This window comes from Paenibacillus roseus, assembly GCF_016424485.1.
Taxonomy (GTDB): domain Bacteria; phylum Bacillota; class Bacilli; order Paenibacillales; family Paenibacillaceae; genus Paenibacillus_D; species Paenibacillus_D roseus.
The window spans coordinates 146,687-160,973 of sequence record NZ_JAELUP010000117.1; the positions used below are offsets into that span (position 1 = coordinate 146,687).

19 protein-coding genes are annotated in these 14,287 nt (G+C 50.6%); 1 reads left to right on the forward strand and 18 read right to left on the reverse strand.

Annotation, left to right across the window (positions count from 1 at the left end):
• Positions 1-272: 272 nt before the first annotated feature.
• The 18 genes from nrdF to JFN88_RS23590 form a co-directional block, all read right to left on the reverse strand.
• Positions 273-1,247 carry a class 1b ribonucleoside-diphosphate reductase subunit beta gene (nrdF, locus tag JFN88_RS23505; protein ID WP_199021786.1) on the reverse strand — a complete coding sequence of 325 codons (975 nt, stop codon included), beginning with the start codon at positions 1,245-1,247 and terminating at the stop codon, positions 273-275.
• Between the two features lie 19 nt (positions 1,248-1,266).
• The gene (gene nrdE, locus JFN88_RS23510; RefSeq protein WP_332908543.1) at positions 1,267-3,360 is read right to left on the reverse strand and encodes a class 1b ribonucleoside-diphosphate reductase subunit alpha; all 2,094 of its coding nucleotides are present in this window, start codon (positions 3,358-3,360) and stop codon (positions 1,267-1,269) included.
• Positions 3,333-3,719 carry a class Ib ribonucleoside-diphosphate reductase assembly flavoprotein NrdI gene (nrdI, locus tag JFN88_RS23515; RefSeq protein ID WP_199021933.1) on the reverse strand — a complete coding sequence of 129 codons (387 nt, stop codon included), beginning with the start codon at positions 3,717-3,719 and terminating at the stop codon, positions 3,333-3,335. The genes nrdE and nrdI overlap by 28 nt, the downstream gene beginning before the upstream one ends.
• A 1-nt stretch (position 3,720) precedes the next feature.
• A complete protein-coding gene (locus JFN88_RS23520; protein WP_199021787.1) occupies positions 3,721-3,930 on the reverse strand; it encodes a hypothetical protein in 210 nt (69 codons plus the stop codon).
• Between the two features lie 158 nt (positions 3,931-4,088).
• Positions 4,089-4,514, reverse strand: coding sequence for a crossover junction endodeoxyribonuclease RuvC (locus JFN88_RS25045; protein ID WP_199021788.1), 426 nt, complete (start codon positions 4,512-4,514; stop codon positions 4,089-4,091).
• A gap of 85 nt (positions 4,515-4,599) precedes the next feature.
• Positions 4,600-4,836 (reverse strand): hypothetical protein, encoded by a 237-nt coding sequence (locus JFN88_RS23530; protein ID WP_199021789.1) that lies wholly within the window; start codon positions 4,834-4,836, stop codon positions 4,600-4,602.
• Complete coding sequence (locus JFN88_RS23535) at positions 4,833-5,090, reverse strand: hypothetical protein (RefSeq protein WP_199021790.1); 258 nt, start codon at positions 5,088-5,090, stop codon at positions 4,833-4,835. Before JFN88_RS23535 ends, JFN88_RS23530 begins: the two co-directional genes overlap by 4 nt.
• Positions 5,087-5,455 (reverse strand): hypothetical protein, encoded by a 369-nt coding sequence (locus tag JFN88_RS23540; protein ID WP_199021791.1) that lies wholly within the window; start codon positions 5,453-5,455, stop codon positions 5,087-5,089. Before JFN88_RS23540 ends, JFN88_RS23535 begins: the two co-directional genes overlap by 4 nt.
• Positions 5,456-6,169 carry a hypothetical protein gene (locus JFN88_RS23545; protein ID WP_199021792.1) on the reverse strand — a complete coding sequence of 238 codons (714 nt, stop codon included), beginning with the start codon at positions 6,167-6,169 and terminating at the stop codon, positions 5,456-5,458.
• A gap of 339 nt (positions 6,170-6,508) precedes the next feature.
• Complete coding sequence (locus JFN88_RS23550) at positions 6,509-6,802, reverse strand: hypothetical protein (RefSeq protein ID WP_500048327.1); 294 nt, start codon at positions 6,800-6,802, stop codon at positions 6,509-6,511.
• 13 nt (positions 6,803-6,815) lie between these two features.
• Positions 6,816-6,998, reverse strand: a complete 183-nt coding sequence (locus JFN88_RS23555) for a hypothetical protein (protein WP_199021794.1) — start codon at positions 6,996-6,998, stop codon at positions 6,816-6,818.
• A 12-nt stretch (positions 6,999-7,010) separates the two neighbouring features.
• Complete coding sequence (locus JFN88_RS23560; protein ID WP_233168360.1) at positions 7,011-9,077, reverse strand: DNA polymerase; 2,067 nt, start codon at positions 9,075-9,077, stop codon at positions 7,011-7,013.
• Positions 9,078-9,220: 143 nt separating this feature from the next.
• On the reverse strand, positions 9,221-10,666 hold the full coding sequence (locus tag JFN88_RS23565; protein WP_199021796.1) for a hypothetical protein: 1,446 nt from the start codon (positions 10,664-10,666) through the stop codon (positions 9,221-9,223).
• A gap of 218 nt (positions 10,667-10,884) precedes the next feature.
• Positions 10,885-11,313, reverse strand: a complete 429-nt coding sequence (locus JFN88_RS23570; protein ID WP_332908545.1) for a hypothetical protein — start codon at positions 11,311-11,313, stop codon at positions 10,885-10,887.
• A gap of 56 nt (positions 11,314-11,369) precedes the next feature.
• Complete coding sequence (locus tag JFN88_RS23575; RefSeq protein ID WP_199021797.1) at positions 11,370-12,158, reverse strand: hypothetical protein; 789 nt, start codon at positions 12,156-12,158, stop codon at positions 11,370-11,372.
• A gap of 121 nt (positions 12,159-12,279) precedes the next feature.
• Complete coding sequence (locus JFN88_RS23580) at positions 12,280-12,852, reverse strand: hypothetical protein (protein WP_199021798.1); 573 nt, start codon at positions 12,850-12,852, stop codon at positions 12,280-12,282.
• On the reverse strand, positions 12,849-13,034 hold the full coding sequence (locus JFN88_RS23585; RefSeq protein WP_199021799.1) for a hypothetical protein: 186 nt from the start codon (positions 13,032-13,034) through the stop codon (positions 12,849-12,851). Before JFN88_RS23585 ends, JFN88_RS23580 begins: the two co-directional genes overlap by 4 nt.
• Before the next feature lie 269 nt (positions 13,035-13,303).
• Positions 13,304-13,879 carry a sigma factor gene (locus tag JFN88_RS23590; protein WP_199021800.1) on the reverse strand — a complete coding sequence of 192 codons (576 nt, stop codon included), beginning with the start codon at positions 13,877-13,879 and terminating at the stop codon, positions 13,304-13,306.
• Positions 13,880-14,034: 155 nt separating this feature from the next.
• On the opposite strand from JFN88_RS23590, the gene JFN88_RS24735 reads away from it, so the two are divergent.
• Positions 14,035-14,223 (forward strand): helix-turn-helix domain-containing protein, encoded by a 189-nt coding sequence (locus JFN88_RS24735; RefSeq protein WP_332908549.1) that lies wholly within the window; start codon positions 14,035-14,037, stop codon positions 14,221-14,223.
• The last annotated feature ends 64 nt before the right edge of the window (positions 14,224-14,287 follow it).

The window sequence follows — 14,287 nt, forward strand, 5'->3', positions numbered from 1 at the left end:
CACACTTACCGGCAATTTTTACAAGGTACGCCGCTCTATTTTCGATATCTCTATTCCATGGTAGATCAAATCCGGTCGTGCCGTCCCACCCCGAAAACTCCGAAGCAAAGATAGCCGCTTCCGATTCCGCCGGGTGTTTACGCTGCAACTCCGCTAACTCGTATGCCCACCGGTCGAATGTTGCGTCTGAAATTATTGATGTACAGTGTCGATAATAAAGGACACTATTTACGTAGAGTTGACGGCGACGGCGCGCTATTAACTCCGTAATCTCACCGTTCAAATACAAAATCCTCGTCGCGGATCGGCTCGACGTTCAGGGCCATTACGTAACCATCGCCTTTTTGCGAAAAGAAATCGTGATGTTTCGTCCCCGTATCCAGCCCGTTTAGTACGATCGCGCTAAACGGTTCAGGCGCAAATGCCGGTTCGAGTCCAAGGTTGCTTAACGCTTTATTACCGTTGTACTCCACGTATCGGATTACGTCGGCTACTACGTCTTCGCCGAGCGGTCCGTAAATTTCCGCCGTATACTCTAACTCGTTACGATAAAGCTCGTCAAGTAACGTCTCGGACCGCTCGGCCGCCTCTGCCATGTCTAAATCCGACAACCCCTCGTAGAGTTCCTGTGCCAACATTCCGACGAACACGCCGTGTATCGATTCGTCCAGTAGGATTTTACGGATGATTTCGCCGGACGTGGTCATGCGGCCCTGCCCCGCGAGGTACAGCGGATAGTAAAATCCGGAATAGAACAGGAACGATTCGAGAAATACCGACGCCACGCACGCCATGTAAACGTCAAGTTTCTCGGGCGCGGGCTGGAGCAGCGCTTGATAATGACGACTGATTATTTCCGCCTTGTACGCGAGATGTGGTTGTGACGGAACCCATTCTGAGAGCAGTGATTCAGTCTCAGCGGACGGGATAAGCGTCGTAAATATATGCGAATAGGATTTCGTATGAATATTCTCCATCATCGCCATAAACGTAAGTACTGCCTGCTTCCGGCCCTCCGTAATATGTGTCGCGAGTAACGGCATACCTTCCGTTCCTTGCAGCGTATCCAAGCCGGTTAGTCCGGCCAATACGTGCTTATACGTGGATTGTTCGGAAGAAGGGAGCGTGCGCCATGACGCAATGTCTTTCGATACGGGGAATTCTTCCTCCGTCCAAAATTGCTGAACGTTCTGCTTCCAAAACATGTTTACGTAATCTTCCTGTTTATTCCAATTCGTTGCTTGCAAGTAATCCGCTCCCTTTTCGCTATATCGTACAGCTCGTGCATTCTTCCGGCCGCAGCAGCTTATTACGGACGTAGTAAATCGTTTTCAGCCCACGTTCATGCGCATAAATGTACAACCTCGCCAACTCCCGCGTACTGATATCGCTGTTGACGTAAAGAATCGTAGATATGCCCTGATCGCAATGCCGCTGAATTTCTGCCACCAGATCGATAAGCGCGTATTGATCGATATTGTACGCAGATTTGTAAAACCACTGTGTTTGCGGAGACAGAAACGGCATTGGATAGAATGTTTCCGCATTACCGTATGTGCGCCGCTCGATATGTTCAACGATTGGCATTACGGAGCTTGTGGCGTTCTGGATGTACGAAATGGACTGCGTTGGCGCGATCGCGAGCCGGTACGCGTGATAAAGTCCGTACTCAGCCACATGCTTCGCAAGTTCTCGCCAATCTGCCGCACCTGGTAGCGCAATAGACCCGAAAAGTTTACGAACAGCCTCCGTTTGAGGCGTAATGTCCTCCCTCACGTACTGAGTGAAATAGTCCCCGCTCGCGTATTCCGATTTATCAAAACCGGTAAACGTCTGACCACGCTCTTTTGCAATCAGTGTGGAAGCTTCGATTGAGTGAAAATTCATGGCCGCGAAGAATACCCGACAGAAATCCCGCGCCTCCTCCGACTCGTACTGAATTCCGTTTTTCGCGAAGAACCCGTGTAGGTTCATTACGCCAAGCCCAACGGAATGTAGTTCTTCGTTCGCTTTACGTACACCCGGCGCGTTGTTAATCGAGGACATATCGGAAACGGCCGTTAAAGCTCGCATACCTTCGTGTACAGAATGCCAAAGCTTTCCAGACTCCATTACGTTCACAATATTCAGCGATCCGAGGTTACACGAAATGTCCCGCCGAATAACGTCCTCTTTGCCGTAATCAGCGATGGTCGACGTCTCCTGCAGTTGGCTGATTTCCACGCAGAGATTAGACATTTTAACGGTGCCAAGCGCCTTTAATGCGTGCTGCTCGTTGGCGTTGTCGCGGAACATGAGATACGGGTAGCCCGACTGGAGCTGCGTAATAGCTATCAATTCCAGCACGTCACGCGCCTTCATCGACCGTTTGTATACGTCAGGATCGGCGACCAGTTTATCGTAGAAATCACGAGTCATTTCCTCGTCATCCAGGACTACTCCGTATTTACGGTAGACTGAGTGCGATCCGAACATGTACAAGTCCTCGTCCGCCTTCGCTAATTTGAAGAACAGTGACGGAAGGATAATGCCGATAGATAACGTGGACAATCGCACATCTTCCGACGCGTTGATTTTTTTCGTATCCAGGAAGTCGGGTAAGTCGTAGTGGAATACGTTGAGATACGCAGCCCCTGCGCCTGGCCGTGTTCCTAATTGATCACAATACGAAAACCCGTGTTCCAACGATTTTGCAACGGGAATGACTCCTTTTGCACATCCGTGTACACCTTTGATCGCCTCGCCCCTCGCACGGAGCTTTGATAGATTCACGCTGACGCCCCCGCCCTGTTTCGATAGCTGTTTAGCGGTAGCTTCTACGTAATTAATCGAATTCAGCGAATCGTCCATCTCCAGTAGGAAACACGATACCAGTTCGCCACGCCGTGCCCGACCCGCATTCATAAACGTAGGCGTCGCGGGCTGAATACGCTGCTCCATCATGCCACGGGCGAGCCGTTCCGCCAGGCTGTAATCGCCCTGCCCGAGATATAACGCTACAATCGCGACGTGTTGCTCGTAATCTTCGAGGTATTCCGTTTTATCGTCCGTTTTCAGCGCGTAGTCCTTGTAAAACTTGGATGCAGCCATGTACGAGGCGAAGCGGAAATTGTACGAGTAACATACGTGAACGATTTCGGTCGCTTCCGCATCGCCGTATTGCTCAATGACATCGTAATAATAACCGTTGTCGATAAGCCACTCTAACCGCTCGACTGATCCGTCAAATTTCTTCGTATTGGTTTCGACCTCCGTCAAGAACACATCTAAGGCCGCCTGGTCACGGTCGAGCCGGTAAAATCCGTCCTCGCCCCGCTGTTTAATTTCGTTGTTCAATTCGATGTGAGATTTGATATCCACGCCACCCCTTCGTTAAAATTTCGCACATCTTCATCCGTCCCCGACAGCTCAAACCTAAGCAGCAGCGGAACGTCGTATCTCTCCGTCAACACGTCGCCAGCCTTCCCGTAACTTGCGCCCCAATTCCGATTACCGCTCGCAGCGACTCCTCGGAACCATTTATGGTTAATCTTCGCAAACTTCGCAACCGGCCCCGGAACCTGCCCGAAGCCTGTCGTCGGCGTTACGAGGATAAACGGTTCGGCTAACGTCTCACTCACTCCATCTTCCGCTATGTCCACCGTCCGGCCCGGAGGCAATCCAAGCTTACGGACGAACCTCCGGACGTTTCCGGTTATCGAATAATAGGCGACAATCATATCAGTCGAGGGGTTGCGTACCAATAACGTCATGTAACATAGCCAATAATTCCGATACCTCACGAAAATTTAGTTTTTCACCCTCGAATGAACTCGACTTATCTCGATCCATACCGGATGTGACTATTAAAGCCGCCGCTAACGTCCGTACCTCTATTTCCGACAGTTCCAGCGTGAACGAGCGGGTCACCGTTTCCGTAATTTTCGCCATCTTTTATCACTCCGTCTCTTTTCGTTTAATCTCCGCAATCAAATTCGCGCGTATCTCCGTCAATTTCGCAGTATCCTCCGTACGAATACGAATTGCGTAGTCAACGTGGGCCAATTCCCGCCGAAGATTAGCTAGATACCGTTTATCCCAACCGGCATTCATCCGTCAATCCGTCCCTGCTCGATAAGCCACGCAAGCACTATAGCGGCCGCGTCGGACTCGTCGTAATTGGTGAACGTGTGATCCGCAGGCAGCCGTAATAATCTCCGTACGCCGTCCGCAACCTCGGACTTTTCCGCCTTTCCGTGTCCACCTACAATGCGTTTAACGGTCGTGGCGTTAATCTCGGCCGTAACTTGGAGTCCGCACCGCTGCAATCCGGTATCTACGGCTGCCCACGCGCCATAAATCGCTTGCCCCTGCCGTTTATTCGCCGGGCGTAAGTAATCCTCGCGGATAATGGCGTGCGGCCTCTTAAATTGGCTGGCGAATATGACCGTGCTAGATTCGACAAGTGAGTAGCGGAGACCGTCTTGTTGAGTCGATTCGGTTGGCGTAGAATCCGTTTTTAGTAACGTGGCCACGCGGTCTTTTACGAGTAATGCCGCAAAGCCTGGCGAGGACAACGATATGTCAAACCCGAAATAAATCTCGGGGCTTTTATCGGACTTACTTCGGGACCTTTTCGTCTGTGCCGTAATACTCCGCCTCCTTTAATGTATAACGAATGCTGCTGAGTACAAACATAGATGCGCCTAAAATTAACGTAGTGTAATGCATCCAACCGGCGCTTCCGTCTCTGACATCAGAAACAATTACGATAAGTAATACGGAGGCCAGGAAGGTGATTCCGCAGAGAACAAGTCCTATTAACGCCCCAAGAACGGTTAAGAAAAGCGTCTTCAACCGTTGACCTCCTTCCCTTTCATCAGATCCCGAAACTCCTTCGCCATCTTAACCGCCAAGTATCGAGAATCCGCCTGCTTTATACCTCTAGGCTCCGATACGTCGCGTATAAAAACTTTCTTGCCGTTCACCTCAATTTTCGAAAACCATGCGCAATGTGAATCCCTCCCGCTCTCGCCACCAAGAAAACACATGTACTCCGCTCCAACTTTATCTCCGATCACTATCGCCTCTCCCGCTAGTTTTTCGTTCATTCGGCGTCATCCTCTCCGTCTTTTTCGTCAGAATTACGCGCCCCTTTCGCCTCTACACGCCACCCGTATGCCGATCCTTTCTTCGTCTCCTCCAGCGTCAGGCTGCCCAGTTGATGTCCGTTTAGATACTTAAATACATCAGACATATAGAGATAAAACCGCCCGCCCTCTTCACGTTCAATTACAAGGCATGCGCTGGATCGGCTCGAAAACCAGTCCACTACTTTGAACATGCCTGTAATACGTTGCTTCTCGCGCTCGACCTCGACGGGCTTCTTTTGGCAGCACCAGCGAGACGATTTATGCGATAAGTCTTTCCCACAAACGGAACAGACGACCGCTTTTATTTTTGTATTTACCGCCAATCAAACCACCTCCCCACGTAATCTCTTAATATCCGCCAATGCGTCCGCATATTGCCGCTTTACGAAGTCTTTTAGATTTGACCGCTGCACCGCCGCAACCTGCCGCTCAATATCTGCAAGCTCGGACGCAGACAACCCGGCTGCACACGCGACCTTGAATCCGTTAAATGTCCATTTCATAATGTCCAGCGGGGGCGTTTCGGCCTGGGCGGCTGCCTTAACGATACCAGCGAACCGGTCGAGAACTTCCGTCCTCATTTCGTCCGTAATCTCGATGCAATGTACGGCAATATCAGGATTCTTACGGTATTCCTCGGCCGTCATCTCCCACGATTTCTTCGATGCGTTAACGTAGAGGATTACGTAATAATCGATCGGCTCGTCGGCTGCGCTATACATGACCGAGTAGCAAATGGTCTGCTTTACGTGATCCTCCTTCGGGCCGTTCCGCTGGCTAAATTCGGACGTGGTGGCGGCCGTCGTCTGTTTCGATTTGACTTCGAGGCCGATCCGGATAATTTCGCCCGACTCCGCAACATATCGCATGATCCCGTCGCACGTCCCGAACAGCGCAAACGTCTGCCCGTTATGCTCGATTGTTCGGTTAACCTTCGCGAAGTCCTCGAACATCGGCTCGGACCGCTCGTTACGTTCGAATCGGAATCGGGAACCTGGTAAGTGCTTCTCTGCGAAAAGGAGTTCCCGTTGAATCACGTCGCCAATCGCCGTACCTATCGAAGTCCACCGGCCCTGATGCGGAGGCGTAACGCGGACATCCCGCTTAGACTTACGGAGCTTTTCGTATAGTTCCCGCGGACAGCTATTCGCGGACGATGGCGAGAAATAGGGCAAGTTCCTGGGCGGCCATACTTTACGGGACTTATCCGTAAGTACATCGGAATACCAGCGGTGAATTTGCGCGTCCAATACGTCGTCATACGTTTCTGGCCGTCCGAACCATTCGTCGAGGTGCGTGCGGAAGTTAGCGGCAATTTCTTCGGTCAGGGAACGGGTAGTGACGGAAGCGGCTCCAATACGTGTGAATATCGAGATTTATACCGCCTCCCAGACTTCGATAGTTTTCGATACCTTACGGACTTCTTCAACATCGGCATCCCCGTCGTCCCATTCGCTTGTGTACGAATAATCGGAGAAGTACGATCCGGAACGGCTTGCGTAACTGCGGTAATTTCGGTCACCGTCCGTAAAAATAACTTCGCAGTGTTCGTATTTGCCATCTACTTCCCAATTACCGCACTTGATAACCGTTAAACGGACACCGTCACGTGACAAAGCGCTATCTCCAAACGCTAAATTTTCGATTTCATCTACACTGACTTTTATCATTCAATCCGCTCCTTTATTTTTTAGTTTCTTCGTCAATCAACCGCTGAATCTCGCAGCCAGGCACGTCACCGTACCGCGGGTGATACGTAAGCGAAAAGCTAAACGCATCCCGGCCGCCTGCTCTTACGTAATCTGCGACGTCGGCGCGAAGCTGTTCGAACACGTCGGATTTAGTCGTGCGGAGTCTTTCCGTCATTCGGCAGCCTCCCTATACGTTTTCTTTATTCGTGAACCAATCGTCCACCGTAACGCCCTCGCCCCATCGCCGCATAACCTCGATATCCGTACCATTAGCCACGTCACCCCACCGATACGACTCCGTCATAAGCTTCCGAATCTGCTCGATGTCGTCCCGCGTAAAATCCTCCGGAATCTCGAAAATCAGCTCATCGTGAACGGTTCCCCACATACGCCAGCCCTCGCGCGTTTTACAGCAAGCGTCCGCCTTAATCATCGTAACTTTCGTCTGTATGGACGATGACCCTTGTACGCGGGCGTTCGTGGCCTGCCGCATGGCGCGGTTTTTCTGGCGGAACGAATCCCTGTCGCCCCATTTCGCCTTTATCGTGGCGTCTGGTAGCCGCCGTTTCCGCTGCTGTTTATCCATCCATACGAAACCGTGTTTTTCCGCGAACGCCTCGTTTGCTTTAATCCATACGTGTAATACTGGCATCGACTCGAACAGTTCGGACATAAAACGGGCGGCTTCGTCTGGCGTCGTTTTCAACTGTTCCGCCAGTGTATATTTCGAGGTACCGTATAACATCGAAAGCCACCCGACCTTCATCGCCTTACGCTCTTTCGTATCGCTACCGTCCGGATTTTTATTGACTTCGGAATATGGCTGCTTATAATACTTACTCGCCATATTTGCGTAAGGATCGATATTGTTATTGAAAGCGTCCACCAACGCTGGCTCCCCGCTCAGATACGCAACGCACCTAATCTCCTGCGCTTTAAAGTCGGCGCTGACCAGGACTTTTCCCAGAGGAGCCACGAACATGCGGCGGGCTTCGGGCGGCTGGTTCTGCACGTTAAATTGTGAAGAGTTGGCGTTATCCTTATCCTCGCCGGAACTAAACCGCCCCGTAACGGTTCCCATCGGATTGAACCGGGAATGCCAACGGCCCGTCGTAGGGTTCTGTTTATCCGGCAATGCGTCGATATAAGTTCCGGATAGCTTCGTAATCTTCCGATACTCAAGCAGTTTCGCGATAACTTCGTGTTGGCCCGCGAGTGGTTTCAGCGTTTTCTTGGCGTCCATGTTCGGAAGGTCCTTGCCGATAGCCTTGGAAAGTGCGGTTTTCATCTGTGGCCCGGAGTTTAGATTGATCACGTCGGGACCTTCGTGATACGGCGTCAGTATTTCGATAAGCTTGTCGCGAAGCAAGGCGGCCTGCTTTCCGAGTTCCTCCCCGTACTCCTTTGCGAAATCCAAGTCGAGAATATACCCGTTTGCCTCCAAATCTACGATTACGGGGAGCAACGGAACCTCGACGGTCTGGTAATATTCCAGCACACTCGGCATTTTTTCGAGGTGGAACCGTTGGAACTTATACATACGCCAGGTCAAGTCCGTATCTTTTGCTGCGTAAACAAGCGCAATGTCAATTGGAACCTCTCGAAACTGCGCGTTTTTACCGAATAAGGAATCGAACGTATCCGAGGCTACCCGCAGGTATTTCGGAGCCAAATCCTTAAGACGGAATGACGGTTCGTTTTCGTTTAATACGTGCATCGCCGTCATCGTGTCCCAAACGACTCCCCGAAGATCGTACCCGTGCCGCCGGAACATCGCGATATCGAAAATGGCGTTGTGCAGTACCTTGCCGATGTCTTCGCGGCTAAGGATCGGAGCCAGTTCGCGTAAAACGTACTCCCGCGACATCTGCTCTATGCCTACGTGATCCACCGGAATGTAAACGTGTATGTCCGCCTTGGGTAATGTCAACGAAATACCTACGATGTTATCCGTGTATACGTCTACGCCGGTTGTCTCCGTATCCACCGCAATGATTTCTTCCGCAGCCAATTGCGAAAGCAGCGCTTGGAAACGGCCGGTCCCCGTAATCAGCTCGTAGTTATCCGGGGTCTCTTCGACCATCTTCCTCAACGTCTCGGCCCGATTCCGCTCGGACAAATCTGTCCACAGCCGGAGCGCCTCTGCCTTGCTGAACCGTTTGGTGGCGAGGGAGGGGACTCTGCCTATAAGTCCCTCCGTCATCGCCTTATAGACCGCACGGAGCTTTTCCGTGTCCGAATCCGAATTCTTCATCGCCAGAATCCGCTTGGAAGCGGAATCCATCGACTCTGGTTCCGCAGCCAGCCGCCGCCCTACTGCGTCCTTTACGGCGGTGTCCGCCTTTTCCGCCGTATCCGACCCAGGACTACGTATATTTACCGTCAGCTTAATTTCGATTACGCGACACCTCCCTTCGGCTCGGAGCGGTCAAAACGGGATTCGACCGGTGTTACCAACTCTATTACTGTGGCGGCCGCCCAAGTGTTGTTTGGATTCGTCACAAACGCTGGTTTTACGAGGTGGTATGGTAACGATGACTCGTTAACTTTATCAATTTCGGTAATAATATTAATGTGATCCCGCAAACCGTTACCAAATCCATCTCGTACAAACCTTACGATATCTCCGATCTTGTATTCGTTAACCTTCCGCCCGATTGCGTACCATTTCGCGGCTTCGGCGGCTTGTGCTTCGGCCTTTTCCGCGTCTGCTTGCGTAAGGACTTCGAGTTGATCCTTACGGTAATAGTCCCAGTCTCTCCCGTCGAGAAGCTCTACGCGATAAGGGCGGTCGTCTCTATCGTCCCTTTCAACTTTGCCGATAGCCCCTTCCGGTAAGTCCTCGGTGTCAACAAGGACCTTAACGTAACTACCGACGGGAATTCGGTCGAGTGATTCGATTTCCTCTGCGGAGAGCTTCACGATTTCGGAAGGGAGTGCGTACCCCGAATTCACACTTCCGCCGATAATTCGTACGTACTTTCCTCCGTTAGTAGAAGTACCTGGATCGATTACCTCGTAAACCTCCCCGTCTTTATATCCGTTGAGAGGAAGGCGGCCCCCACCGCTAACCAACCGCACCTTATCGCCCTTTACGAATTGGCTCCGTGGATCGGAGGCTTGCGCAATCTTCCGTTTAGCTTCGGCCACTTCCGCTTCGGTTGCAGGGACCAAACGTTCCGCCATGAACCATAATCCTTTGTCCCCTCCAATAACGTTCCCCTGAAACTGGACCGGAAAGAAGTCACCCCCGGTAATCTCCACGATATCACCGATATTTACGTCAGATCGCGGAGGGTTTCCGCCAATACCGCTTACGTTAACCACCTTCGCATAATCTCCGATTTTTAAACGTAGTACCGACACCCTCTGCGCAAGGAATTCAACCTCCGTCGCAGGTACTACGTTTCTTTCGTTTAAATAATTACCCCGCGTCCCGTCAGCTTTTTCGCCTACGTAATCATCTTGGGCCGATACGATCTTAACTACGCTGCCAATTTTGTAGTTATGGCCGACTCCATTGCTTACGACTTTCCCATAATCCCCGGTAGTCAAACGGCGAGGTACGGTAGGCTCTGGCTCCGTTACCTTTTCGTAGACTTCGTAATCCCATCCGCACAAGTCGTAATCATCTCCGTCATTATCGAGCACATGCGGATCATCAGCGCGGTCTACGCGTTCAACACGGTAGAAAGCATCAAACGTAAGAACGCCCACCTCACGCGCTTCCTCGTCCGTAATTTTAACAACGTCACCCAATGCTGCATTGCGGTCAACCCTACGATAAGTCTCGCCCTCAATTACAATCTCATTAGCCGGAATTGTTACGTTAAGTTTCGCCATATACAAATCGCTCCCTTTTCGGTTAAGTTATAGTTAAGTCCTCGTTAATAACTCCGGCGCTGTCGTAAACACGCTCATAAGCGTACTCTCTCGCACACCTGCCGACATGTACGAGGCCACTTACGTAACCTCCGTCATCGATACGCCACACCTCGTCGCCTACGTAAATCTCGCCGCAACAATATTCGCACGAAGACATAGCAGGAACTTCCGCAGGATCACGAAGCATCCGCGGCCTTCGCAAATACCGAACGATCCAGCGCGATAGGCAATTCCACCCAACGGTCGGCGGCGCGGGCCTCTGACGCCCAATACTCGCCGAGCAGCCGGTTTTCGAACATAAACACGCGGGGAATTTCGCCATCCGCCGCCCATACGCCAATGATGTAATCGGCCTCGGATCGGTCGTAGATGGTTCCGTTACCTTTTTTCGCGTATACTACGAGGTCGTCGCCACGGTCTTGTCGCTGCCTGATCGTCTTAACCTGTACCTTTTTCGCATCGCCGGTAAGCGGATCGGTCGCCAGGATATCGTACACCTCGTTAGTTTCCGCCGTATGCACCGTCCATCCTGCGGCCATTAACGCCACTTTCGCGACTGCTTCAACGTACTTTGCAGTTATCTCCGTAACATGTGCCGTACCCATCATCTCCTTTACGTAAAATTCCGTAAGTAAGGCGGAGATTAACCGCCTAATCACGGTTAAAATAGCTTGGTGTCCGGCACATCGGCAGATTCATCAATTGGCGGGGCTTCCGGCTCGGCGGCCGTGTTGGCTCCGATACTCAAACCAAGCCGCCCGATATCGAATCCGGCAATGACGAGGTTTTTCGTCTGCTCCGCCTCGTCCGCCTCGAACAGGAATCCGTCAAAGGCCGCGAAGTCAAACGAACTACCACTCAATTTCTCGAAGTTGGCTCGCTCTTTCTCCGTCAAGTCTTCGTCCATATCCAGGATCGGCGAGAGTGATACGGCCGTGTCCGTACTGCTGCCAGATTTGGACAATTCAAACGCCAGCTTATCGAGCTTCTTCGCGTACTTAGCGATAGCCGCGAAAACACCCTTCGCTTGCTTCAGCGTCAAGTCCACGAACCCAATCTCGCCATTTTCGAGATTTCCGAAGCCCACGAGATAACGCGGTTTGGATTTGAGAAGATACGCCTGATTACGGATTTTCTCCGCGCCCGCTTCGTCGCCGGAATCCTTCGCGGCTTTGGCGTCGGAGTACAGTAGATCGGCCGCTCGATCCCATACCGAGCCATTTGCCGTTACGTACCCTTTCGTATTACGCTCGGGCGGAACCTTCGGAACAAATGTGTTCACCTTACCGAAAATCCCGTGCGCATAATACTCGGCCGAATCTTCTTGTGATAAAATCCGTACCTTTAAAGTGGTTCCAGACGGGAACGGTACATGTGCGCTGCTGCCGGTATCCTTCTCGGCTGTTGCGGAAGTTACGGCTGCCGCTCCCTGTTTCGTAAATTGACTCATCCAATCACGCATCCTTTACGTTTTTATTTCGGGTAAGGTTCGCTTGATCCTCCGCCCGCAGCCGGACCCTAACGGAGTGTTCCCGGTAAGATACGGCTGCCGACGGGTGATGTCGGCTTGGTTAAACGTAAGCACATATATCTTTTGCCAGTGTTGTTTTACGTCGCAAGGCGCTGAGACGTTCATCTTCGATCCGCGTAAGTTCAACTACTATTTCCGCAATTTCTGCGGACAATTTACGCTTAACTTTCGTCAGATTCGTTTTCAGTAGCCTCAGTTCGGCCTCCGCTTTCGCTACGTTCAACTCCGCCTGCTTCAACGCCAATTTCCGAAGTATCTGTTTCTCTTCACGTTGCGAAGCCGTCAGCACCTTTTTCAAAACTCGCCCGACTTCTTTACGAAGCTGTTCCGAGGCGTACTGGCGAGGGTATATTGTAATCACCGCGTCCTCACGTAAATTCACTACGAAAGCAAAGCGATCATATGCGAATAATCTCGCAGGTTCGGATGAACCCTCGCCAACAACATGTGGGTCAATTAGCGCTGACTTACGAACCAAGTCCATAACGTGCAGCGGAGCATGTTTGCGCTCAATCCCGAAATACTCAACGGCGCGGTCGCAAGCATGTGGAGTTACAAAAATCTTCCCGGTAAAATGCGTTCCGGCCGCCGGATCAACGATTGATAGAATCATCCAAGCCGCACCCCTTTCAGCGAACCGCGCCGATAAAGTGCCGAAGCTAGGTTCGTACCAACTTTCAGAGAAATCCGTAATTTATCGTCATTTCCGTAATCTGATTCGTGGATAACCGTACATGTATCGATGATTTGACGCCATTTATCGGATTTCAACGTCTTTTCCGCAATTTTTTGCATAATTAAACATGCCTCCCGTGGTAAATTCGTTGACAAGCTAGGTGAAAACACATTATAATAGGAAACGTAATACAATGATTACCAATGCAATAACACATACATAAGCTGTATAATGGTAGTATCGCAAGCTTTCGTGAGCTTTTCTAACGTAATGCCTAAACGTTAGCGTCTCACGGTTTATACGGCGGATTGCTATTAAATGTAATATCCGTGTATAATAAGTAGTGGAACGGTTGGCGGCCGGGTAACTGACCGCCGGTGTTTCGAAGTTAAACGATAAGATAATCGCGATAGTCACCAAAACGATTCGCGTCGTAATTGCGTGCTAATCTGCGGAGCTTACGTTTAACAACCTCGTGGTGAAGTCCTAGCGCTTTGGCGAGCGCCGTGATGGACGGATACTGCGAAAACCTTGAAATGATATCTATCGTTTCAGGGTCGACCTGGGAAGGGTCTTTTGTTACAAGGAAGTCGATCAGTTGGCGCTGGTCGGCTTCTTTCTTTTTAATTACCTCGTTTTCAATGATAACCTCGTCAGCGATTTCAGATGTTGGCGCATCTTCATCGTCTTTATTGCTACTATATTGCTCGAAGTTTACTATTGCGTAGAAACGTGCGTACCTACTTTTAGATAAATTTATTGCCTCTCTCTTTAATGATGTTGTAAGATATGTCTCAAAAGTTGCGATAGGTTTGTCTATAAACTCCTCCACACATCTCCATAAGCATTCAGTGAGTGCGCTGAAATAATCTTCAAAAGGCACTTTAGTAGATGAACTGAATCTCCTGCTTATGGCTATTAGTACGTGTTTGTAACGTACATAAGCACCATCGAATTTACTCACCAATCCTCATCACCTCTTATTAAATTTTCAAGGTATACTATAATACACAAGATAAAATCTAACTTCGCACACTTTCGCGGAAATTTATGCTAAAATAATTTTGAACCTTTGTTTTCCGGAGGCGCAACGATGGGAAAGTAATCGTCCGCAGCCTTATTCCCGAACTACTCGAAAGCCGAAAGTGGACGCAGCGCCAGCTTGCCGATAAAGCCGGTATTAGCGAACAAGCGGTTTCACACTACGTCAACGACCGACGTAAACGAATTCCGTTAGATATCGCTATTCCGCTAGCTGACGCCTTTAACGTACACCCTCGCGAACTTGTTGAGTGGGCCGATGGATAAGCGCTCGGCCGATCAATACTATACGTTTGTATAGTTTCTGATCTTACCACTCTGCGTCTAGATT